The sequence below is a fragment of the Nocardioides sp. NPDC023903 genome, assembly GCF_040639295.1.
GTDB lineage: Bacteria > Actinomycetota > Actinomycetes > Propionibacteriales > Nocardioidaceae > Nocardioides.
This window is the reverse complement of record NZ_JBEZZS010000007.1, coordinates 1-21604: the sequence shown is the minus strand read 5'-3', so window position 1 is coordinate 21604 and position 21604 is coordinate 1. Positions and strand designations below refer to the sequence as shown.

The following is a 21604-nucleotide window of genomic DNA, read 5'->3' as shown; positions in this document are numbered from 1 at the left end:
ATGACAGCGATGGACGACGCCGCTCAGGGCGAGCAGTTCGAGGACGGCCCTCGTGGTGAGTCGCTCAGCCGACTCGAGTCCGAGGTCGGCGTGCTCGTGTGGAGGGCCAAGCGGGCGATGAAGGCACGCGGCCGGATGCTTCACCCGGATCTGCCGCCCGGCGGCTACATGATGCTGACCTGGATCGCCGAGCGTGGCCCCGTACGCGCCTCCGCGCTCGTCGACGGACTCGGGATCGACAAGGGAGCCGTCAGCCGGATGGTGCAGGCCATGATCGACCTCGGCCTGCTCGAGCGTCATCCCGATCCCGAGGACGGGCGGGCCAGCCTGGTCTCGGTGACCGCCGAGGCCCGCGACGGGCTCGACCGGGTGGCACGGGAGCGTCGCGTACGTTTCAACGACCGGCTGGCCGACTGGAGTCCCGACGAGATCGACCGGCTCAGCGCTATGCTGTCCAGATACAACGAGGCCCTAGAACGCCAGGGCTCTTAGGGGATCACGGCGTGATCTCTCCTGCAGGCCGACGTCGTTCGGGACACACCCTGCTGGGTTCGGTTTTTCTGACTGATTCAAGGATGTAGGATTAGCCTGTGAGCGATCTCATCGACACCACCGAGATGTACCTTCGCACGATCTACGAGCTGGTCGAAGAGGGAATCGTTCCGCTGCGCGCCCGCATCGCCGAGCGTCTCCACCAGTCCGGCCCCACGGTCTCCCAGACCGTCGCCCGGATGGAGCGCGACGGCCTGCTCACCGTCGAGGGTGACCGCCACCTGCAGCTCACCGACGAGGGCCTTCGCCTGGCCACCCGGGTGATGCGCAAGCACCGCCTCGCCGAGCGGCTGCTCACCGACGTCATCGGCCTCGACTGGGAGCTCGTCCACGAGGAGGCGTGCCGCTGGGAGCACGTCATGTCGGACACCGTCGAGAAGCGACTGCTCGATCTGCTCGGCGACCCGACCGAGTCGCCCTACGGCAACCCGATCCCCGGTCTCGACGAGCTCGGCGGCAAGCCTGCCGACGAGGACTTCATGGCCGGCGTCCAGTCGCTCACGGCCGCGGCGGGCTCCGACCGCGCCACCGTCCTGGTGCGCCGCATCTCCGAGGAGATGCAGAAGGACGAGTCGCTGATGAGCGCCCTGCGCCGGGTCGGCGCGACCCCGGACCAGACCGTCGCGATCAAGGCGACCCCCGACGGGGTGCTGCTCGGCTCCGGTGGGGAGACCGCGGAGATCATCCCCGAGGCTGCGGACCATATCTTCGTGAAGGCTCTCTGACCCGCATATTGATTGTCGGTCGGCTCCACGAGTCGGCTTCGGTGTGGCAACGTCGCGCCCACTTTTGTAACCGCCGGTGAAATTCTCTCGACGTCGGCAGATTCTGGCACATGACTCTGGACCGATTACGTCATAGATGCTTATGTTTGACGTGCAAGGCCTGCTGGAGGGAGACGTTCAGCAGTTGTCATGTCGAGACTTGCGGGGGTCTCCGGAGGGGAGAGCTCTATGGAGGTCGTTCATCTGCCCGCTCGCGGTCGCGAGCTGGATGAGACGTTCCGCCCAGTCGCCGTCCACCACACCGACACCGGCCTGACCCGTCACCTCGAGCGCGGCGAGGAGATCGTGCTCACCGACCTCGGTGGTGACTACCACAGCGCCAAGGTGCTGCTGATCGACGAAGGCCCGGTCTACCATTTCTTCATCGGCGCCAGACTCTCCGTCGACGAGGCCGCCGGCCGCATGGCCGACCTGCCGCAGTCACGTTCTGCGTGACGCCAAGGTGGTGAGGAACTCGCTGGTCCCGACCTCCAGCTTGTACGCAGCCTCCCCATCGCCTCTGGTGGCGCCGCGGTTGACGATGATGACCGGGATCCCGGCCTTGGCCGCCCTGCGCACGAACCGATAGCCACTCATCACCGCCAGACTCGAGCCCGCGACGAGCAGCACGCCCTCCCCCTCGTGCCGCTCGCCGCGGAGCTCGAGGCTTTCCGGCTCGGCGAGGGCGTCGACCGCCGCCATGCACCGAGCGACCCGGTCCTTGGGGACGTTCTCCCCGAAGAAGACGACGTCCGGCTTGAGGATGCCGCCGCAGATCTCGCAGTCGGGCACGACGAAGTCCTGCGTCTCCTCGAGTGCGACGTCACCGTCAGGCCGGGTCTCCACATCCGCGTGCGCCTCGGCCCATCCCGCGTTGAGCGCCTCCATCCGCTCCTGGAGGTCGCGGCGCGGGCTCAGCGTGCGGCAGGACAGACAGATCACGTCGGCCACCCGCCCGTGCAACGTCACGATCCGCCCGCTGCTGGCGAGCTCGGGTGCCGCCTGCTCGTGCAGACCGTCGACGTTCTGGGTGATCAGCAGCTCGGGCTCGATCGCGGCCAGGGCGCGATGGCCGGCGTTCGGCACCGCGCTGCCCATCCGCCGCCAGCCGAGGTGGCTGCGCGCCCAGTAGCGCTGCCGCTCTTGCGGGCCCGAGATGAACTGCTGGTACGTCATCGGCTGCCGTGACGGGCTGCCCGGGCTGCGGTAGTCGGGGATGCCCGAGTCGGTCGAGACGCCGGCCCCGGTCAGCACCACGAGGCGCCGGTCCTGGAGGAGGGCCAGCGCCGCGGCGTACGAATCGGTGTTGCTCGCCTCCGGGGCCGGGGTCGCGCGCCTCAATTCCGCACCGCGAGCCGCCCGCTGCGCACGCACCTCGCTGCGTTGGCACCGCTCGGAAGACACCCGGTATACCGTCGCGATGCCGCCTTGCGATGCACGCGCGCATCGCACGCCTCGCGACACGGACTTTCGGCTTGCGACCCCGGGGTCACGAGGCGTACCTGCCCTCGGCGCGAGCCTTGCGCTTCGCGGCCTCGACCTCACGGTTCTTCTTGGGGGCGTTGGTGACCAGATCGTCGAGGAGATGCCGGGTGATGTGGGCGATCTCGGCGACGGCCTGGTCGAAGGCCTCCTGGTTGGCGGCAGACGGCTTGGTCGTGCCGCTCACCTTGCGTACGAACTGCAGGGCGGCAGCGGTGACCTCGTCGTTGGTGGCGGGCGGCTCGAAGTTGTGGAGCGGGCGGATGTTGCGGCACATGCCTTCAACGGTACCTGGATCGAGGCGACGGTCAGCGCGATCGGCCAGGGGAGTGGGAGGGGGCCTGGCCGCGCGGATGCGGGGGCATCGGCCCGCCGTTGGGTGCGGCGCCCTTGGCCTGCCTCACGTCGTCGGCCGGGGGAGCCGGCCGCGGCACGACGCCGTCCTCGAGCAGCTGGCTCGCCATGAGGGCGGCCTGGGTGCGGTGGCTGACGCCGAGCTTGGCGAGCAGACCAGTGATGTGGTTCTTCACGGTCTTCTCCGCCAGCACCAGGCGGTCGGCGATCTGCCGGTTGGAGATGCCCTCGGCGAGCAGCACCAGGATCCGGCGCTGCTGCGGAGTCAGGTCGGCGACCACCTCGTGCATCCGACGGCGCTCCTCGACGTTGTGGACCACCTTGGCGGCCGCCTCGGGGTCGAAGAGGGTGTGGCCGCTGGCCACCAGGCGTACGCCGGAGACCAGGCTCGTCGCCTCGATCTGCTTGAGCACGTAACCGGCCGCCCCGGCCATGATCGCCTGGCTCATCACCTCGTCGTCGGCGTCGGTGGCCAGGATCATGCAACGGATGTCGCTCTTGATCGCGAGCGCCTCGCGGCACAGCGCTACGCCTGAGGCGTCGGGCAGGTGGGCGTCGAGGATGAGTACGTCAGGACGGAGCGTCGCGATCAGGGGCCGAGCCTCGGCGGCGGTGCGGGCCTCGCCGACGACCTCGATGTCGGGTTCGGGCAGCAGGACCGTACGCACGCCGACACGCACAACGTCGTGACCGTCGGCCAGCAGAACGCTGATCACCGCGTCGCCCACAGGCTCGTCTCACTCATCTCGTGGTTGGGGATGGTGCCTGGTCGTTCACTCAAATGCTGATTCACCGAAAGAAACCGCTCAAGAGTATCCCTATTGATGCAACATTTGATCACTGAGAGACCCGTGCCGTCTCGGATTTCGTTGCTTCTGGAAAGGTAGCGGTTATGACGTCTTCTCGCGATCTCGACATCGTTCTGTTCGGCGCGACCGGATTCACGGGCGGGCTGGTGGCCGGATATCTCGCCAAGCACGCGCCCGAGGGACTGCGATGGGCGCTCGCCGGCCGCTCCCTGTCGCGCCTCGAGGCCGTGCGTGACGGGCTCGGCTCCGCCGACGTCGAGCTCCTCCAGGCCGACGTGCACGATTCCTCGTCGCTGGCCGCGCTGGCGGCTCGCGCTCGCGTCGTGATCACCACGGTCGGGCCCTATCTGGAGTACGGCGAGCCGCTGGTCAAGGCCTGCGCCGAGGCCGGCACCGACTACGTCGACCTGACCGGAGAACCCGAGTTCGTCGACCGCATGTTCGTGAAGTACGACGCCACCGCCCGCGCCAACGGTGCCCGGATCGTGCACGCGTGCGGGTTCGACTCGATCCCGCACGACCTCGGCGCCTTCTTCACGGTGCGCGAGCTCGCCGCCGGCGGCGAGATCACCGGGCCGTTGACGATGAAGGGCGTCGTCCGCTCCAACGCCACCTTCTCCGGCGGCACCTTCCACTCGGCGCTGGGGCAGATGTCGCGGCCCCGGGAGATGGCAGCCGCGTCGCGCGAGCGTCGCGCGCTCGAGGAGCGGCCGAAGGGGCGTACCTCTCGACCGGCGAAGCCGTCGCTCGGCCGTGACAGCGAGCTGGGTTACTGGCTGCTGCCGCTGCCGACCATCGACCCGTTCATCGTCGCCCGCTCCGGGCGGGCGCTGGAGGCCTACGGCCCCGCGTTCACCTACTCGCACTTCGCCGGGACCAAGACACTGAGGTACGCCGCCGGCGGCGTGGTCGGCGTCGGCGCCCTCGCCCTCGCGATGCAGGTGCCGCCGCTGCGGGCCAAGCTCGGCGAGCGGGTCAAGCAGGGCACCGGACCCTCCGAGGGCCGCCGGGAGAAGTCGTGGTTCACGGTCGACTTCGTCGCCGAGTCCGGCGGCCGGAAGATCCACACCAAGGTCTCCGGAGGAGACCCCGGCTACACCGAGACGGCGAAGATGCTCGCCGAGTCGGCGCTCTGCCTGGCCTTCGACACGCTGCCCGAGACCTCCGGTTCGGTGACCACCGCCGTCGCGATGGGCGACGCGCTCCTAGATCGCCTTCAGGCTGCCGGGATCCGGTTCGAGGTCGTCGACGCGTCCTAACGCGGGTCGCGTGCGCCCCGCGGAGGCGCAGTTGAGGCGCGTGGGATCAGGGAGGGCATCAGCGTGGTGGTGGTGCCGGGTCGAACCTCGTCGGGTGTGGCGATCAGGCGGGCGAGCGCAGCGATGGCGCGCGCGGCGATCTGATCGAACGGCACGTGGACCGTCGTGAGAGGTACCGGAAGTCGCGCTGCCAAGGGGATGTCGTTGTAGCCCACGACCGAGAGCTGGTCCGGAACGCTCAGCCCGGCTGCTCGCGCAGCGGCCAGGACGCCGACGGCCGTGTTGTCGTTGACGGCGAATACGGCGGTGGGGCGTGGTGAGGTCGAGAGGATGCGGCGGCCGACTTCCTCGCCGGACTCCATCCCGAAGGTCGAGGGGTGGATGTGGCGGTCGATGTCGTCGATGCCGGCTTCTGTCATCGCCCGCCTGAACCCAGCGACACGTCCGGCCGCGCTCGTCGCGTATGCCGGTCCGGCGACCAGCGCGATCTCGCGGTGACCCAGATCCAGGAGGTGGCGAGTTGCGAGGTAGCCGCCTAGCTCGTCGTCGCCGACGACTGCTGGTGTCACGCCGTCGTGTCGTAGTGCAAGGACCAAGGGGATCCCGCGCTCGCGCAGGTCCGGAATCACGGCATCGTCCGGTCGTGCGGTGGTGAGGACGAGACCGTCGACGTGTTGGTCGAGAAGGCTCTCCACCGCCGACCGTTCGGAGTTCGGGTCGTCGGCGGTCGTGGCCACGATCGCGAACATCTGTCGCTCGGCGGCAGCGGCGGCGATGTTCTCGAAGAGGATGGCCATCACCGTGTCCGTAAGTCGGGGTACGAGCACGCCGATGGTCCCGCTCTGCTGGCGACGCAGGGCGGATGCACGGGAGTCCTTGCGATAGCCCAGACGGGCAGCGACCTCGCGTACGCGTTCGGCGGTCTCGTGACGGGAAGGCGGCAGTCGTTCGTCCAGCACCCGGGAGACGGTCGAGGTGCTGACGCCGGCCTCTCGAGCGACGTCGCGGATCGTTGCACGCGCGGATCGTGCCTGGCCTGCTGTATCCGTCATGTTCGCCTCCTCCCCGTCGGCGTGAGCATAACCGCTCCAGAAGCACGAGACCGCGGAGCAGAACGGCCCGGCCGGCAGTGGTGCCGGTCGGGCCGTACGTCCGCTACCGGGTCACAAGGTGGAGAGCATGGTGGTGACGGTCTCGATGAGCTGGTAGCACATGGCGATGATGGTGATCAGCCCGAACGATGCAAGCACGTTCTGCCACCAGTGGTTGCGCAGGCCGCCCATCAGCCGCCGGTTGTTCGCGAGAATCACGAGCAGGACACCGAGAAGCGGGGCGATCAGGACGGTCATCGCCTGTGCGGCAATGATCAGCTGCACAGGCGATGTGCCCGCGGCGAGGATGGTGACGCTCGCACCGAAGGTGAGTACGCCGACGATGCCGATCCGCACTCGGCTGGACGCGATCTGATTCCCGAGCCCCAGACCGTCGGCGAGAAGCGTTCCGCCCGCGGTGGCGTTCGCGATCATGGCGGAGAGGGCGGCGCCGAAGAATCCGAGGGCGAAGATCGTCCGGCCGACCTCGCCCGCCACAGGCTCGAGGACGGCAGAGAACTGCTCGATCGTGGCCCCTGCCGGTCCGCCCTCGCCAGCGAGCGTTGCCGCGGCCGCGGCGATCACGAGTGCGGTCATGATGCCGGGAGCGAGGATTCCGGGGATCGTGTCGGCGAGCGTCGTGTCGCGGTAGTCCTCGGCCCGGAGGCCACGCTCGCGGCTGGCGTAGCCGCCGTAGAAGGCGGCGTTGAGGGAGAAGTTGGTGCCCACCAGGGCAACGATGAGGAGTCCGACGCCGTCCGGCACGGTGGGCACGACTGCGCCCTCGGCTACTCCCATCCAGTCCGGCTTCGTGACGATGGCCGTGACGATGAAGGCGGTCGCCATGAGAGCGACGATGGCAAGTACCAGCTTCTCGATCACCTTGTAGGCACTGCGCGTGAAGAGAATCGCGACGACGAGGACGCTGCATGCGATCGTCCAGATCACCGGGTTGCCGCCGAGCACCAGCGAGAGGCCGAGGCCGGTGCCCACGGCGTTCCCGACCGAGAAGCACAGCGTGATGCCGAAGACTCCTAGTCCGGCCGCGACGCCTGTGGGCTTACCGAGGGTCTCCTTGATGGTCGCTACGACGGAACCGCGTGAAGAGATGCCGATGCGGATGCTCATGTCCGCGAAGACGAGCATCAGCACGGTGGAGAGCACGATGACCCAGATCAAGTCGTAGGCGTACAGACTTCCTGCCTGGACGGCAGAGACGAGATTGCCCGGCCCGAACTGCCATGCGCCGACGATGAAGGCGGGGCCCATCAGCTTCAGCATCTGGAGGACTCCACGCCTGCGAGGCGGGGAGACGGGGTGGCGCGAGGCGCTGAGGGCATCGGATGACACGGTGACTGGTACATCAGTGGGGCGGGACATTGAAAAGGTCCTCTCATCTCGGCACGTCCCCGACACCAGCGGAGATGTGCGAAAGAACGCTCACGACGCAACTGGCGTCGGGCGGGACGGCAGCCGAGCGTGACAGTCGCCATGATGCCGTCGATGGCTACTCCGCGAGAAGCCTGTCGGTGACGACGGGGTGCGGAGCGCTGGGCGGGCGGGCGACCCCGAGGTATCGCCGGTCGTGTGGTGCGTGCGGGGTGGGTGCCGGCCCACGCGGATTGCGGCTGGGCCGGCACCGTGTTGCGCGAGTTCGGGTGCCTGAGGTCGGTCTCAGATGATGCCGGCGTGCTTGAGCGCGAGCGAGATCTCGCCTTGGGCCTCGGGCGCCAGTGGCAGCAGCGGCGGGCGTACGGCGGCGTGCTCGAGCTTGCCGCGCTCGACGAGGGCCAGCTTGAGTGCGACGGTTCCTTCCATGTGTGAGCCCCGGTGGTAGACGTTCTTGGTGACCGGGAGCAGGGTGTCGTGGATGCGGCGAGCCTCGGGGTAGTCCTTTGCCTTGCCGGCCGCGATGAACTCGACAAGCAGCTCCGGCGCGATGCCGCCGTAGCCGACCAGCAGACCGTCGACATCGAAGATGGTGTGCAGCAGGTACTCGTCGTGGCAGCTCAGGATCTGCAGGTCCGGGAGCTCCTGGCGAAGGACAGGGATCTCGGTGTCCCAGCGGCGCATGTTGCGCACCCCGTTCTTCGTTGCGAAGACGCCGGGCTGGGCCCCGATCTCGAGCTGAGTCGCGAGGTCGTAGCTGGCCTTGGTGGCATCGGGGTACTGGAACAGGATCAACGGGAGTCCGGATTCCTCGTGCACGATGCGGTAGCGCTCCTGCGGAGCGCCCTTCTGGTAGCCGAAGCGCAGCCAGCCGTGCGAGGGGTAGAGAAGACCGGCACGTGCGCCGGCGTCGGCTGCCCGCTTGGCCTCGAGTCCGGCGACTTTGTCGCCCTCTCCGGTGATCCCGGCGATCACAGGTACGTCGCCGGCGTTCTCCACGGCGACCTCGATCACCCGCACCTGCTCCTCGGGGGTGAGGTAGGTGCCCTCTCCGGCGTGGCCCAGGTAGACGAGACCGGTGATGCCGGGGATCGAGGCGTACCACCGAGTGAGTGAGGCGAGTGCGTCGTAGTCGACCTCGAGGTCGCGAGTGAATGGTGTGATGGGCGCGGGAGTGAGGCCGCGAAGGTCGAGGTTCATGAGCTGGGCTCCTCGTGTCTGAATCGGATGGGAACGTTATCGGGAACGTTCCTATCCATGGTGTGTGACGGACCTCATATGAGTCAAGGGGCCGAAGAGAACTTTGCTTGGTGAGCACGCGCGTAGATAAGGCCGGACGTTGAACTACGCGGCCGGGGCGTGGTCGGCGTCAGCGGGCTGGCGCTCGGGTTTCAGGTGCCGCCGCTGCGCCGAGATCGGCGAGAGGGTCAAGCAAGGCACCGATCTCCGAGGGCTGTCGGGAGAAGTCGTGGTTCACGTCGATCTCGTCGCCGAGTCCGGCGGCCGGAGGATCCACGCCAAGGTCTCCGGAGGCGACCCCGGCTACACCGAGACGGCGAAGATGCTCGCCGAGTCGGCGCTCTGCCTGGCCTTCGACACGCTGCCCGAGACCTCCGGTTCGGTGACCACCGCAGTCGCGATGGGCGACGCGCTCCTCGATCGCCTGCAGGCTGCCGGGATCCGGTTCGAGGTCATCGACAACGCGTCATAGGGCGCGGTGCGACGGGGAAATATCTGGAATTGGTGCCCCAGGCAAGAGTCGAACTTGCGACCTTTCGCTTAGGAGGCGGCTGCTCTATCCACTGAGCTACTGGGGCATTCGCGAATATCTTGCCATGGTGACGGGTGATACTACGGTTTGGGGTTCGGTGTGCTCAGGGGCCAAACTTGGGGCCCTCGCGTAGGTTGAGTCACCGTCGACTCAACCCGAATCCCCCTAAAGACAAGCGACGAGTGACGGTGATCTATGCCTGACGCCTCCATGCCTCCCCGACGTGGGGGTGCGGATTCAGGCTCCGGCGTGTCCGGATTCGAGTGGATGTACGGCGCCGACGAGCCTGAGAGCTCTGAGTCTGGGGGGACTCATGCCGGCCGTGGTGCTCGAGTCGCGGACGTACCGACCGACCAGCCGTCGGCGGAGCCCGGCGGTGGCCGGCGAGCTGCGCGTCCGCAGTCCGACTTCGTCTCGCCGCCGCCTCCTGGGCCTGGTTCATCGGGCGGTGGCCGTCGGGCTGCCCGTCCTGCCCGCCAGGAGCCGGCTCAGCCCGAGCGTCCCGCCGTCGAGCCGCTGCACGCAGAACCGGTGCGGCGGGAGCCGACCCGCGCCGAGCGCTTGCAGGCGATGGGCCGGGGGGCCCCTGGGTCGTCGCCGATGCCTCCCCCTCCTGCCCCTCAGGAGTGGGACCCCGACGCGACGGCCGTGGCCCCTCCGCTGCGTGAGACCCCGCGCCCCGAGCGCCGAATACCTCCGCCGCCCGCCCCCGCTCCCTCCGCTGAGGAGACCGCAGTCGCGCCTGCGCCGGAGTGGTATCGCCAAGATCCTCACCCGGCTCCTCCCGCACCCCAGGTCCCCGACCAGCAGCTGGCCCCGCCGGCCGCGCGCGAGTTCGACTGGAACGACCCCGGCGCGACCGCTGTCGCGCCCCGGCCTGACCCGGCCGATCGGCCCCGAGGGCGTACGGCCTCACGTGATGAGCTGCACGAGGCCCGCCACGAGGCCTATCCCGCCCCGGGCCGCAGGAGCGCTGCGTACGCAGCGGGTTACGACGACGAGTCCTACGACGACTATCCGCCCCAGGATGGCTACCAGGAGCCGTACGCCCCCTACCCGGACGACGAACGGGAGGACCGCGACAAGTCGCGGATCAGTGTGTGGCAGGTGCTCAGCTCGACCTTGCTCGTGCTGGCGCTGATCGTCGGGCTGTTCACGGTCTACACCTACCGCAGCCTGCGGTCGAACATCAGCACCGTCAGTCTCGGCGAGAAGGCTGCCGACGTCGGCCCGAAGGAACCGATCAACATCCTCGTGATGGGTTCGGACAGCCGCGACTGCGAAGGATGTGGCCTGGACGGCGAGAGCGGTGGCGGCTCGGACACCACCATCCTGTTGCATCTTTCGGCGAACCGTAAGTTCGCTTACGGCGTCTCCATCCCACGCGACACGATGGTCAACCGACCTTCGTGCAAGACGGAGGATGGGAAGACCGCTCCGGCTGACTATGTTCAGTGGAACGCTGCGTACGCCGCCGGGGGTCCGACTTGCACCGTTGAACAGGTGGAGTCAGTGGCTTCCGAGATGTGCGGTGACAAGTGCGACATCACCATCAACCATGTCGTCGTAGTGGACTTCGGAAGCTTCAAGGGGATGGTCGATGCCATCGATGGTGTCGACGTGTGCCTGCCCGAGGCCGTGGAGGACAGCTACACAGGCGCGAAGTTCAAGGCCGGCCCTCAGACGCTGAACGGCAAGGAAGCGCTTCAGTACGTTCGTATGCGTCACGTCTTTGGCGACGGAAGCGACTTGTTGCGGGCGAAGCGCCAGCAGGCGTTCATCGGCTCGATGGCGGCGAAGCTGCTCTCCGGTGACACCTTGTCGAGCCCTACGAAGGTGCTCGGCTTCCTGAACGCGGCGACCAAGGGCCTGACGATGGATGAAGGCCTCAAGGACAACCTCGACACGATGGCCAAGATCGGCGCTGGATTCCAGAGCATCGGGATGGAGAACATCAAGTTCCTCACCGTCCCAGTCGTCACCGACCCGCAGGACGAGAACCGGGTTGTCCTCGATAAGGAGAAGGCCAAGAACGTCTGGCGGGCCATCGCCAACGACAAGCCGCTGACCAAGAAGATCGCGGCGGGCTCGCTTGATGCCGGGCAGGCCGCGGGCGACAAGGACAAGAAGAAGCCCGAAGACTCCGGTGAAGGCACCGACGGCGAGACCGCTGGTTCGGAGCCCTCCGACAATGCGTCCTCGGGCGACTCCTCCGGCGACGCGTCGGGCAATGCCAGCAGCGGCGCGACCGAGGAGGAGCTCGCCGAGATCGCCGAACAGGCGAAGGCTGAGCGAGAGCGTGCGGGACTCTGTTGATGGCTGAGGACACCTCACCCGAACCGGAAGCGCCGGACGAACCGGAGGAGCCGGAGTGGAAGCGCAAGCAGAGGCTGGCGCGGATCTTCGGTGACGTACTTCCCGAGACGACCAGCGACGAGCGGGAGTCTTCGGCGGAGTCGGAGGAGTCGGCGTCGGATCGATGGCTGAAATCGCAGGTGCCGCCTCACCACGGTGGGTGAGACGGCACCTGGGCGCGAATGCGTCAGCGAACGGCGATGCTGTCGCGGATCTGCTTGAGGATGTCGATCTCGGTCTCGCCCGGGTCGGGGTCCGGGAAGTAGCGCTCCTTGGCGGCGGTGTAGGGCTTCACGATCATGAAGTAGACGACCGCAGCCATGATGACGAAGGCGATCACTGCGGTGAACCAGTCGCCGAAGTGGATGCCATAGGGCTTCCAGTTGGAGAAGTCAGGCGTGCCGCCGAGCTTGCCGATCAGGTCCATGATCACCGCGACGGTGGCTGTGACGACCGTGGCGAACGCGCCACCCATGATGAAGGCGACCGCGAGTTTGATCAGGTCGCCCTGGAGCAGGAACTTCTTGAAACCGTCCATGTCTTGCTTTCTCCTGTTGCTCATTGTGTGAGGTGAAGGAGACCCCGGATATGGCGCGCGTTGGCCGTCAGTACGCAAAGGTGAGGTAGCCACCCACCCCTGCCGATGTGACGTCCTCGACGCTGTTCTCGGCGACTCCGACGATGACCAGACGTCCCGCCGAAGTGTTCGTGACGCCAAACCCCTCGGTCTTTCCCTGTGCCATGGAATCATTGCGGCTCGGCTCCGCGGCCTGAGGGAGGCTGAGGATCAGCGTGTCGGTGGTGACGAGGGCGGTCTCGGCGGTGGCGGGGTCGGTGGCGTAGAGGTCGACGGTGTCGCCCACGTGGAGCAGCCCGGCCATCTCGGCGTCGGGGAGCCGGACGGGGACGGCCACCAGGTCGGGGTGACCCTCGGTCAGCGCGGGACCCACGAGACGTACGTCGGTGACGGGCTCTCCGCGCCGCAGGGGCGCTGCGAGGCGCTCACCGAGTGGCGCTTCGGCCAGGTCGACGGGCACGTTGGCGGGGTCGGTCGAGACGTCGGTGAGGTCGGCGGCGGTGAGGACCGTGCCGACCGGCAGATCTCGGGAGGCGACGGCCATCGTCGAGGTGTCGGGTGGGTCCGGCCGGGTGGCCGAGAGCCCGATCGCGACCGCCGATGCGGTCAGCAGGAACGCCAGCAGGCGTCGATGGGCGAGGACACCGCGGCGTACGCGGCGGGAGAAGGACGTGATTCGAGTGAACATGCGGGCACGCTAAGTCGCCCGCGCGATTCCCGCATCTCGCTATCCACAACCCAGGTCACGTTGTGGATGACCCTGTGGATAACCCGCCGCAGCGGGTGGGTCTCAGTCCGAGGAGCTCGAGGCGGCCGGCGCCGGGGAGGAGGTGCTCGAGGACGACGTCGTCGAGGACGTGGAGGACGTCGACGAGGAGGACCCGGAGCGGGAGTCGGTCCGGTAGAAGCCGGAGCCCTTGAAGACGACGCCGGCCGCGCTGAAGACCTTGCGCAGCTTGCCGCCGCACTCGGGGCACTCGGTCAGCGAGGCGTCGCTGAAGCTCTGGAACTGGTCGAAGGCGTGGCCGCACTCGGTGCAGGCGTACTGATAGGTGGGCACGTTTCTCCTAGAACAGAATCTGGCACTCGACGGGCGCGACTGCCAATATTAGCGAACGCCTAGGAGAAGCGCTGCATTCCCTCCGCGCTCGCGGCCGCTCCGACCGTCCGATCGTGCGCCTCCACGGGCACCGGGACGCCGATCTCCCACGGATAGAGAAGCGCGCAGGTAAAGGTTCCGACCGGCACCCGAGCCAGCACGCGGTCGTAGGAGCCCCCGCCCCGTCCCATCCGATGGCCCCGCGAGTCGACGGCCAGGCCGGGGACGAGCACGACGTCGGCGCCGGCGATCGCGGAGGTTCCCAACCGCTCCCCGCCAGGCTCCAGCAGCCCGCGCGGCGCCCGGACCAGATCTCCGTCGTAGACGGCCCAGTCCAGGTCGTTGTCCGGCAGGAGGCAGGGCAGCAGGATGCGTTTCCCGGCTGCGTCCAGCTCGTCGATAAGAGGTCCGGTGCCCGGTTCGGTGCCGATCGAGACGTAGAGCGCAACCGTTGCGGCGCTTCGTACGTCTTCAATATCAGTGACCACCTGCGACAGGGCACGCGCGAGCGAACCCAACCGGGGGAGCCCGATGCGCCCCCGGGTAGTCAGCAACTGGTCGCGTAAGGCAGTCTTGCGCCCCACGAAGTCAGCGGGGGCTGGACTATCAGAACCCGGAGGGGTGTGTGAACCCGACACAACGACAGCCTAGGCTTTCCTCTATGGGTAGCCCAGGTTTGGCCAAGGCAATGGCGAAGATGCGCGATGCCGGCGTAGATGACGTCGCGGTGCAGACATTCGCACATTACTACCGCCAGCTCGAGCACGGTGAGACCGGGATGATCCCGGAGGAGACCATTGAGCCGGTCGACATCCCGTCGATCAGCGACGTCGCGGTCACCGATGAGGAGGCGCACGCCGCCATCTCGACCACCGCGGTGATCAAGCTCAACGGCGGCCTCGGCACCTCGATGGGCATGGACCGCGCGAAGTCGCTGCTGTGCGTGCGCAAGGGCCTCAGCTTCCTGGACGTGATCGCCCGCCAGATCCTGCACATGCGCGAGAAGTACGACGTACGTCTCCCGCTGCTGCTGATGAACTCCTTCCGCACCTCCGAGGACAGCCTGGCCGCGCTCGAGCGCTACCAGGACCTGCCGGTCGAGGGTCTGCCGCTGGAGTTCCTGCAGAACCGCGAGCCGCGCCTGCTCGTCGACAATCTGACCCCGGTCGAGTGGCCCAAGGACCCCGAGCTCGAGTGGTGCCCGCCGGGCCACGGCGACATCTACACCGCCCTGCTCGACACCGGGCTCCTCGACCAGCTCATCGAGCAGGGCTACGAGCGCGTCTTCGTCTCCAACTCCGACAACCTCGGCGCCGTCCCCGACGAGAAGGTCGCCGGCTGGTTCGCCAAGTCGGGCGCTCCCTTCGCCATCGAGGCCGTACGCCGCACCCCGAGCGACCGCAAGGGCGGTCACTTCGCACGCCGCAAGTCCGATGGCCGCCTCATCCTGCGTGAGACGGCGCAGACGCTCGACGAGGACAAGGTCGCGCTGCAGGACCTCAACCGCCACAAGTACTGCTCGACCAACAACATCTGGTTCGACCTCAAGGCGCTCAAGAAGGTCCTCTCCGAGCGCGACGGCATCCTCGGCCTGCCGCTGATCCGCAACGAGAAGACCGTCGACCCGGCCGACCCGAAGACCCCGAAGGTCGTCCAGATCGAGACCGCCATGGGCGCCGCGATCGAGGTCTTCGAGGGCTCGCAGCTGATCGAGGTCGGCCGCGACCGCTTCGTGCCGGTCAAGACGACCAACGATCTCCTCGTCCTCCGCTCCGACGTCTACGACATCGGCGAAAACTTCGTGCTCGACCAGATCGCCGACGAGGTGCCGTTCATCGACCTCGACGGGGACTACTACAAGTACGTCGCGAACTTCGACGAGCGCTTCCCCGAAGGCGCTCCGTCGCTGCGCAAGGCGTCCTCGCTCACCGTCACCGGCGACTGGACCTTCGGTAAGGGCGTCCAGGTCATCGGCGCCGTCTCGCTCGACGGCGCCAACGCCGAACGCGTCGCGCCCGCGACAGTTCTCTCCGACTAGTGTTGGCGGGGTGACCCCCGCCGAGTACCGCGACCGAATCCTGGCTGACCTCGAGCCGATGCCGGCCTACCCGCAGCCCCTGATGGACTGCCTCGGGCTGGCGGTGGCGGAGGACATCCATGCCGAGGTCGCCCTGCCGAGCTTCGACAACTCCTCGATGGACGGCTACGCGGTCCGCTACGCCAATGTCGCGACCGCTTCGGCCGAGGCTCCGGTGCGGTTGCCGGTGCTCGGTGAGATCGGTGCCGGGCAGGCCTCGCTGCTGGCGCTCCCGCCGGGCGCGGCGGCGAAGATCATGACGGGCGCTCCGCTGCCGGCGGGTGCCGACACGGTCGTGCCGTACGAGTGGACCGACCGCGGCGTCGCCGAGGTCGAGATCCGGCAGATGCCGGAGGAGGCTCAGCACGTCCGCTACGCGGGCGAGGACGTCGCCAAGGGCGACCTGCTCATCCCCGCTGGCACGGTGCTCGGCCCGCGCCATCTGGGCCTGATCGCCTCTGTCGGCCGCGCCCAGGTCGCGGTGCGCCCTCGGCCCCGGGTGGTCGTGCTCTCGACCGGCACCGAGCTGCGCGAGCCCGGAGAGACCCTGGGTCACGACTCGATCTACGACGGCAACTCCTTCCTGCTGGCCGCCGCTGCCCGCCGGGCCGGCGCGATCGCGTACCGCGTCGGTATCGTGCCCGACGAGCCGCGGGCGTTCATGACCGCGCTCTCCGACCAGCTCGTCCGTGCCGACCTGGTGGTCACCTCCGGCGGCGTCTCGATGGGCGACTACGACGTGGTCAAGGAGGCCCTGACGCCGGAGGGTGTCTGGTTCGGCCCCGTGAACATGCAGCCGGGCAAGCCCCAGGGATTCGGCCGGATCGGCGAGGAGCGCGTGCCGGTCCTGTGCCTCCCTGGCAACCCGGTCTCCTCGTTCGTCTCCTTCGAGCTCTTCGTGCTCCCGGCGCTGCGCCGGCTGATGGGCATGACCCCCGAGGCCAGGCCCGTACGCCGCGCCGCCCTGACCCATCCGGTGCGGTCCCCGAAGGGCAAGGAGCAGTACCTTCGCGGTTGGTACGACGGCTCCCGCGCCGGCGTCTCGCCCATCGGTGGCCCGGGGTCCCACCTGATCGGGGACCTCGCCGGCGCCAACTGCCTGATCGTCATCCCGCCGGAGACGACCTCACTGGACAAGAACGCCGAGGTGGACGTGATCGAGCTGGACGTGGAGTTCTGATGGCTGACCGACTCACCCATGTCGACGAGACCGGCGCGGCTCGAATGGTCGATGTGTCCGAGAAGGCGGTCACGGCTCGTACGGCGACCGCGTCCGGGCGCGTGCTGGTCGCACCGGAGGTCATCGAGCTGCTCCGCGGCGAGGGCGTACCCAAGGGCGACGCGCTCGCGGTCGCCCGCATCGCCGGGATCATGGGCGCCAAGAAGACCCCCGACCTGATCCCGCTGTGCCACCCGCTGGCGGTCTCGGGTGTCAAGGTCGAGCTGAGCGTCGCCGACGACGCCGTCGAGATCACCGCGACGGTGAAGACCACCGACCGCACCGGTGTCGAGATGGAGGCACTGACCGCGGTCGCGGTCGCCGGCCTCACCGTGGTGGACATGATCAAGGCCGTCGACAAGCGGGCGGTCATCACCGATATCCGGGTCGAGAAAAAGACCGGCGGAAAGTCGGGTACCTGGGAAATCGGGCAGAGCCAGCGATGAGCCTCAAAGCGACCGTCGTTGTCGCCTCCAACCGCGCCTCGGCCGGTGTCTATGAGGACACCACCGGACCCCTCCTGGTGGCATTTCTGCAAGAGCTCGGTTTCGTGGTCGGCCCTCCCGAGGTCGTACGCGACGGAGACCCGGTCGGCGAGGCGATCGCCCGCGCGGCCGAGGAGGGTGCGCGGGTCGTCCTCACCACCGGCGGCACGGGGCTGACCCCCACCGATCGCACCCCTGAGGTCACCCGCCCGCTGCTCGAGCGCGAGATCCCCGGGATCGCCGAGGGCATCAGGGCGGCCGGAGTGGCGAAAGGGATCCCGACGGCGCTACTGTCCCGCGGTCTGGCCGGTCAGATCGGAGCGTGTGTGGTGGTGAACCTTCCCGGGTCCCGGGGTGGCGTGAAGGACGCGATCGACGTGCTGCGTCCGGTGCTGCCCCACGCCGTCGAACAGTCCGTGGGAAGCGACCACCGGTGACCGATCCCGGCTGGCCCGCCGTCCTCTCCCACGGCGCGGTGACCCTACGCCCCCTCGACCGTCTCGACGCCAAGGCATGGACCGAGGCTCGCCGCCGCTCGGCGGCCTGGCTGCACCAGTGGGACGCGACCGTGCCCCCGGGATCGAGCGCGCGGCCCACGACTTTCGCCAGCCTCGTACGTCGTCTCAGGCGTCAGGCCAAGCGTGGCCTGACCTATCCGTTCGCGATCGAGGTCGACGGCGTTTTCGCTGGTCAGGTCACGGTCAACAACATCGTGCGCGGCTCTGCGCAGTTCGCCTCGATCGGCTACTGGATCGACCAGCGCTTCGCCGGCCGCGGCGTGATGCCGCTGTCCGTGGCGCTGGTCATCGACCACTGTTTCACCGCCGCGCGGCTGCATCGGATCGAGATCTGCATCCGGCCCGAGAACTCCAACTCGCTCCGCGTCGTGGAGAAACTGGGCATCAACGAGATCGGATATGCGCCCCGATTTCTGCATATCGACGGGGCCTGGAGAGATCACCGTATCTTCGCGATAACGGTTGAAGAATGTCACCAAGGAATGCTGGCCAGGCTCGGTTTGTCACCTGAATGAGGCATTGACTCGGCGTGTCCTGCTGAAATCACACAAGTCACACGCGACACACCACTGCACGTCCGCCTACGGGCTGGTAATGGCTCCTACGCTTCTTAACGTGGACCCGAGCGCACTCATCTTCGTCGCCCTCGCCGTGGCGTGGGCGGTGTACTTGGTGCCCAAAGCGCTCGAGCAGACGGCGACGGCCGAGGACGGAACGAAGAGCCGGGCCAGCGCCGCCATCTCCAAGTCCCGCCGGATCCTCGCACGGCGAGAAGCCACGGGCAAGGACTCCACCGACCTGGTGACCGAGAAGTCGCCGAAGAAGTCTGAGGTCGAGGTCGAGGCGACCGCGGAGCCTGCTCCGCGACCCGTCCCGATGGCCGTACGCCGCCGCGCGGCCCGCGCCGCGGCCAAGCGCCGCAGCATCGTGCTCGGTGTGCTCGTCCTCGGTCTGGCCGTGGTCGGCGCGCTCGCCGGCTTCGGTGTCTTCGGGCCGGTGTGGATCGCGATCCCGGGCGTACTGGTCGCCGCCTGGCTGGTCACCTGCCGGCTCAGCGTGCGTCACCAGCGGGAGGTCTGGGCACGGATCCCGTTCCCCGAGGACCTCCCCGAGCCCGAGCCGGTCGCCCCGCCCCGGGTCACCTTCGACATCGACCAGGACACCGGCGACCTGGTGGCCGTCGTCGAGCACGACGACACCGGCGAGCACCTCCCCGCCGGTTCCTGGAAGCCGGTGGAGACACCGCTGCCGACGTACGTCTCCAAGGAGGCGGCGCCGCGACGCACCGTCCGCACCATCGACCTGGACGCCACCGGCGTGTGGAGCTCGGGTCGCAACGCCGCCGACTCCGAGCTCGTCCGCCAGGCCGAGGAGGCCGAGCGTGCCGCGGCCGAGGCCGCCGAGGCTGCCCGCGGCCGCGCCACGGGCTCCTGAAGCCATACTGATTGGGTAACACCCGCGACGAGATGCTAACGTTTCTCATCGCTTGGGGCTGTGGCGCAGTTGGTAGCGCGTCTCGTTCGCAATGAGAAGGCCAGGGGTTCGAATCCCCTCAGCTCCACCAAAGAAGAACTCCGTCTGACCTGCGGAAACGCAGAAGTTCAGACGGGGTTCTTGCTTGTTTGCGCTGCCGTTATTCGGCGGATTCCCCCCGGATTCCCCCCGAGCCGTTCAGGCGAGCCAATCCGGCCTCATCTGCGACGGTCCCGAGGTGGTGCAGGTAGATGTTTGTGGTCGCGATTGAGGCGTGCCCCATCCAGGCCTGAACCGTGGTCGCGGGTACGCCCTTTGCCAGCCACAGGCAGGCAGCCGTGTGGCGGAGATCGTGAATTCTGCGTCCGTGCGAGATCAGATCCCAGTCGACGGCCCGCTTGACCGCACTCGCGTGCAATCGGTGACCAGTGGCGGTGACGAACACCAGGTCGCGGGTGGTGCGTCCGGCGAGCAGGTCTTTGACGGTCGGGAGGATACGGTCCGCCAGCGGCACGAATCGGGACTTCCCGGACTTGGTCGTCTTTGCTTCGCCTCCCTCGGGTGCTGCGCGTCGAACGTAGATGCCCGGCATGGGGTCGAACACGATGTCGCTCACTCGGACCTCGCGCAGCTCCGACCAGCGGAGCCCGGTCCATCCGGCGATCAGCAGAATGTCGGAGAGCCGGGCGAGGTCGCGTGTCCGCTCTGCTGCTCGAATTGGGCTGACCGAATCCCTCGATGCGAGGTGGGCAGCATCGAGAACGAGGGTCTCTAGTTCGGTTTCGCTGAACGGGTGCATTTCGGTGGCTACCTCACTTGCCTTGGGTACTCGGGTCGGTGTGACGGGGTTGTGCTGGACCATGCGTTCGCGGACTGCCCAGGCGAAGAAGGACGACAGCGACGCCCGGTAGCGCTTGACCGACTTCTCGGCGAGGCCTCGGCGACGGAGCGCGATCAACGCCCGGGAGACCTCGCGCTCGGTCACGCTGCCGATCTGCAGCGCTGACAGTGCGGGCGGTGTCAGGCGCGGGAGCGCTGCATCTGCGGTGAACGTCTTCGGGGCGACGGTCGCCTTGCGCTCATCGAGCCACATAGGCAGGGCCTTACGGACGGTGATCTGTCCGGCGCGGCGGTCGAACCCACCCGCGAGTGCGGCACGCTCGCGGGTGAGCCAGTCGACAGCCTCGCGGCGGGTGTCGAACATCTTTGTGCCAATGTCGGCCCGGCCTTGCTTCAGTCGCGCTTGCCAGCGACCGTTCTTCATCTTCCGGACGTTCACGCGGCCACCTCCTCAAGCCAGGCGAGCACGTCGCTACGGCGATAGCGGGGCGAGTCGGGAGAGAGCCAGTAGACGCGAGGTCCCTTGCCTGTTGCCCGCCAACGGCAGAGCGTCGACGGTGTCACCTTGAGCGCTTCGGCGACCTCGCGCGACGTCCAGAGGATCGGCAGAACGTCGTTGGGATCGTCGGTCGAACCTGCGACAGCCAGGTGATCACGGCGGGTTGTCTTGCTCATCGGTAGGCCTCCGTATCGCGCTTCTGCTGAGAGTGAGTGGAGTAGATCGGGAGGGGGTGAGCCGTACCAGCCGTACCAGCCGTACCAATCAGGTGTTTGGGCTGGTCAGATGCTGTTTTGGGGTGGTACGGCTTTGGTACGGCTGGTACGGCTTGGGGATTTTGGTACGGCTTTGGTACGGGCCGATTTTTCAAGCCGTACCACCTGAAATCGGGGTCTGACCTGGGCAAACAGGGTCTTGGTACGGCTGGTACGGCTGGTACGGCTTGTGCCCCCATACCCGTCGTTGCGGTGCTCATCGGTGGGCCTACTCCGGGTCACAGGTCGGGTGGGTTTGGGTGCCGTCGTCGTGGGTCATCGGCAGGTGGCACACGACGCAGGTTGGGGTGGTGCAGTAGCGAGCCCAGGCGTCGGCGAACGTGGTGCGGCGGTAGCCCTTGGCCTGAGTGCCCGCGAACCGGATGGTGTCGGAGCGGATGTCGAAGTCACGCAGCAGGAATCCGAGCTTCATCGCGGTCAGACCGCCGTTCTGGTAGGTCGCCCAGGGGGCCTCAGGGTCCGCGTGGAGCCGTTCGAGGAGGACCGTGGTCGGCAGTGCCTCGGCGTCGCCGAACGCGGCCTTGCAGTCGGTCAGAAGGCGGGTCTGCAGGGTGGTCTGGGCGTTGGCGTCGCGGGTCTCGGTCAACGTGATGCACGCGTCTCGGGCGATGTCGGGCCAGGCACCTCCGGCGAGGTCGGCCAGGGCGATCAGGGGCTCCCAGGTGTCGGCGGCGCGGTCCTCGACCGGCATCTCAGGCATGGCGGTGCCGAGGTGA

26 protein-coding genes and 2 tRNA genes are annotated in these 21604 nt (G+C 67.9%); 14 read left to right on the top strand and 14 right to left on the bottom strand.

The features are described 5' to 3' along the window. The 3 genes from AB0F44_RS10190 (at position 1) to AB0F44_RS10180 (ending at position 1772) form a co-directional block, all read left to right on the top strand. On the top strand, positions 1 to 492 hold the full coding sequence (locus AB0F44_RS10190) for a MarR family winged helix-turn-helix transcriptional regulator (RefSeq protein WP_357355010.1): 492 nt from the start codon (positions 1 to 3) through the stop codon (positions 490 to 492). A 98-nt stretch (positions 493 to 590) separates the two neighbouring features. After that, positions 591 to 1277 carry a metal-dependent transcriptional regulator gene (locus AB0F44_RS10185; protein WP_350663433.1) on the top strand — a complete coding sequence of 229 codons (687 nt, stop codon included), beginning with the start codon at positions 591 to 593 and terminating at the stop codon, positions 1275 to 1277. Positions 1278 to 1505: 228 nt separating this feature from the next. Beyond that, positions 1506 to 1772: a hypothetical protein gene (locus AB0F44_RS10180; RefSeq protein ID WP_091042652.1), complete on the top strand. Its 267-nt coding sequence runs from the start codon at positions 1506 to 1508 to the stop codon at positions 1770 to 1772. On the opposite strand, the gene AB0F44_RS10175 is transcribed toward AB0F44_RS10180, so the two are convergent. The 3 genes from AB0F44_RS10175 to AB0F44_RS10165 form a co-directional block, all read right to left on the bottom strand. Next, on the bottom strand, positions 1758 to 2720 hold the full coding sequence (locus AB0F44_RS10175) for a Sir2 family NAD-dependent protein deacetylase (RefSeq protein ID WP_357355007.1): 963 nt from the start codon (positions 2718 to 2720) through the stop codon (positions 1758 to 1760). The two genes, AB0F44_RS10180 and AB0F44_RS10175, sit on opposite strands and share 15 nt — an antisense overlap. Positions 2721 to 2805: 85 nt before the next feature. After that, entirely contained in the window at positions 2806 to 3075 is a 270-nt protein-coding gene (locus tag AB0F44_RS10170; protein ID WP_183542027.1) for a DUF2277 domain-containing protein, read from the bottom strand. 31 nt (positions 3076 to 3106) lie between these two features. Continuing rightward, positions 3107 to 3868: a response regulator transcription factor gene (locus AB0F44_RS10165; RefSeq protein ID WP_357355004.1), complete on the bottom strand. Its 762-nt coding sequence runs from the start codon at positions 3866 to 3868 to the stop codon at positions 3107 to 3109. A gap of 176 nt (positions 3869 to 4044) precedes the next feature. On the opposite strand from AB0F44_RS10165, the gene AB0F44_RS10160 reads away from it, so the two are divergent. Beyond that, a complete protein-coding gene (locus AB0F44_RS10160) occupies positions 4045 to 5220 on the top strand; it encodes a saccharopine dehydrogenase NADP-binding domain-containing protein (RefSeq protein ID WP_357355003.1) in 1176 nt (391 codons plus the stop codon). Here the strand turns inward: AB0F44_RS10160 and AB0F44_RS10155 are convergent. The 3 genes from AB0F44_RS10155 to AB0F44_RS10145 form a co-directional block, all read right to left on the bottom strand. Further along, positions 5217 to 6272: a LacI family DNA-binding transcriptional regulator gene (locus tag AB0F44_RS10155; protein ID WP_357355001.1), complete on the bottom strand. Its 1056-nt coding sequence runs from the start codon at positions 6270 to 6272 to the stop codon at positions 5217 to 5219. The genes AB0F44_RS10160 and AB0F44_RS10155 overlap by 4 nt on opposite strands. 111 nt (positions 6273 to 6383) lie before the next feature. Then, the gene (locus AB0F44_RS10150) at positions 6384 to 7592 is read right to left on the bottom strand and encodes an Nramp family divalent metal transporter (protein WP_357354999.1); all 1209 of its coding nucleotides are present in this window, start codon (positions 7590 to 7592) and stop codon (positions 6384 to 6386) included. 393 nt (positions 7593 to 7985) lie between these two features. After that, on the bottom strand, positions 7986 to 8900 hold the full coding sequence (locus AB0F44_RS10145) for a dihydrodipicolinate synthase family protein (RefSeq protein WP_357354997.1): 915 nt from the start codon (positions 8898 to 8900) through the stop codon (positions 7986 to 7988). A gap of 268 nt (positions 8901 to 9168) precedes the next feature. Here AB0F44_RS10145 and AB0F44_RS10140 point away from each other — a divergent pair, with 268 nt between their 5' ends. Further along, on the top strand, positions 9169 to 9411 hold the full coding sequence (locus AB0F44_RS10140; protein WP_357354995.1) for a hypothetical protein: 243 nt from the start codon (positions 9169 to 9171) through the stop codon (positions 9409 to 9411). Positions 9412 to 9441: 30 nt separating this feature from the next. Here AB0F44_RS10140 and AB0F44_RS10135 read toward each other — a convergent pair. Then, a tRNA-Arg gene (locus AB0F44_RS10135) sits at positions 9442 to 9517 on the bottom strand. 554 nt (positions 9518 to 10071) lie between these two features. On the opposite strand from AB0F44_RS10135, the gene AB0F44_RS10130 reads away from it, so the two are divergent. Together AB0F44_RS10130 and AB0F44_RS10125 are read left to right on the top strand one after the other, a co-directional pair. Beyond that, positions 10072 to 11787 carry an LCP family protein gene (locus tag AB0F44_RS10130; protein ID WP_357354993.1) on the top strand — a complete coding sequence of 572 codons (1716 nt, stop codon included), beginning with the start codon at positions 10072 to 10074 and terminating at the stop codon, positions 11785 to 11787. Beyond that, a complete protein-coding gene (locus AB0F44_RS10125; RefSeq protein ID WP_357354991.1) occupies positions 11787 to 11990 on the top strand; it encodes a hypothetical protein in 204 nt (67 codons plus the stop codon). Before AB0F44_RS10130 ends, AB0F44_RS10125 begins: the two co-directional genes overlap by 1 nt. Before the next feature lie 23 nt (positions 11991 to 12013). On the opposite strand, the gene AB0F44_RS10120 is transcribed toward AB0F44_RS10125, so the two are convergent. The 4 genes from AB0F44_RS10120 to AB0F44_RS10105 form a co-directional block, all read right to left on the bottom strand. Continuing rightward, positions 12014 to 12364, bottom strand: a complete 351-nt coding sequence (locus tag AB0F44_RS10120; RefSeq protein ID WP_357354989.1) for an MscL family protein — start codon at positions 12362 to 12364, stop codon at positions 12014 to 12016. Between the two features lie 67 nt (positions 12365 to 12431). Further along, the gene (locus tag AB0F44_RS10115) at positions 12432 to 13091 is read right to left on the bottom strand and encodes an SAF domain-containing protein (RefSeq protein WP_357354987.1); all 660 of its coding nucleotides are present in this window, start codon (positions 13089 to 13091) and stop codon (positions 12432 to 12434) included. A gap of 102 nt (positions 13092 to 13193) precedes the next feature. After that, positions 13194 to 13463 (bottom strand): FmdB family zinc ribbon protein, encoded by a 270-nt coding sequence (locus tag AB0F44_RS10110; RefSeq protein ID WP_160025529.1) that lies wholly within the window; start codon positions 13461 to 13463, stop codon positions 13194 to 13196. A gap of 59 nt (positions 13464 to 13522) precedes the next feature. After that, complete coding sequence (locus AB0F44_RS10105) at positions 13523 to 14086, bottom strand: 5-formyltetrahydrofolate cyclo-ligase (RefSeq protein WP_357355331.1); 564 nt, start codon at positions 14084 to 14086, stop codon at positions 13523 to 13525. A 77-nt stretch (positions 14087 to 14163) separates the two neighbouring features. On the opposite strand from AB0F44_RS10105, the gene AB0F44_RS10100 reads away from it, so the two are divergent. The 7 genes from AB0F44_RS10100 (at position 14164) to AB0F44_RS10070 (ending at position 19365) form a co-directional block, all read left to right on the top strand. Then, positions 14164 to 15540: a UTP--glucose-1-phosphate uridylyltransferase gene (locus AB0F44_RS10100; RefSeq protein WP_357354984.1), complete on the top strand. Its 1377-nt coding sequence runs from the start codon at positions 14164 to 14166 to the stop codon at positions 15538 to 15540. A 10-nt stretch (positions 15541 to 15550) separates the two neighbouring features. Continuing rightward, a complete protein-coding gene (gene glp / locus AB0F44_RS10095) occupies positions 15551 to 16759 on the top strand; it encodes a gephyrin-like molybdotransferase Glp (protein WP_357354982.1) in 1209 nt (402 codons plus the stop codon). After that, positions 16759 to 17244, top strand: a complete 486-nt coding sequence (gene moaC / locus AB0F44_RS10090) for a cyclic pyranopterin monophosphate synthase MoaC (protein ID WP_350663459.1) — start codon at positions 16759 to 16761, stop codon at positions 17242 to 17244. The genes glp and moaC overlap by 1 nt, the downstream gene beginning before the upstream one ends. Continuing rightward, positions 17241 to 17720, top strand: coding sequence for a MogA/MoaB family molybdenum cofactor biosynthesis protein (locus AB0F44_RS10085; RefSeq protein WP_357354980.1), 480 nt, complete (start codon positions 17241 to 17243; stop codon positions 17718 to 17720). The genes moaC and AB0F44_RS10085 overlap by 4 nt, the downstream gene beginning before the upstream one ends. Beyond that, complete coding sequence (locus AB0F44_RS10080) at positions 17717 to 18316, top strand: GNAT family protein (protein ID WP_357354978.1); 600 nt, start codon at positions 17717 to 17719, stop codon at positions 18314 to 18316. The genes AB0F44_RS10085 and AB0F44_RS10080 overlap by 4 nt, the downstream gene beginning before the upstream one ends. Before the next feature lie 100 nt (positions 18317 to 18416). Continuing rightward, the gene (locus AB0F44_RS10075; RefSeq protein ID WP_357354976.1) at positions 18417 to 19235 is read left to right on the top strand and encodes a hypothetical protein; all 819 of its coding nucleotides are present in this window, start codon (positions 18417 to 18419) and stop codon (positions 19233 to 19235) included. A 54-nt stretch (positions 19236 to 19289) separates the two neighbouring features. Beyond that, positions 19290 to 19365 (top strand) — tRNA-Ala (locus AB0F44_RS10070). Between the two features lie 69 nt (positions 19366 to 19434). Here the strand turns inward: AB0F44_RS10070 and AB0F44_RS10065 are convergent. The 3 genes from AB0F44_RS10065 to AB0F44_RS10055 form a co-directional block, all read right to left on the bottom strand. After that, complete coding sequence (locus AB0F44_RS10065; RefSeq protein WP_357354974.1) at positions 19435 to 20553, bottom strand: site-specific integrase; 1119 nt, start codon at positions 20551 to 20553, stop codon at positions 19435 to 19437. Then, positions 20550 to 20789, bottom strand: coding sequence for a helix-turn-helix domain-containing protein (locus AB0F44_RS10060; protein WP_357354972.1), 240 nt, complete (start codon positions 20787 to 20789; stop codon positions 20550 to 20552). The genes AB0F44_RS10065 and AB0F44_RS10060 overlap by 4 nt, the downstream gene beginning before the upstream one ends. 307 nt (positions 20790 to 21096) lie before the next feature. Next, positions 21097 to 21604, bottom strand: a 508-nt coding sequence (locus AB0F44_RS10055) for a DUF3631 domain-containing protein (RefSeq protein WP_357354970.1), incomplete at its 5' end; no start/stop codon positions are given.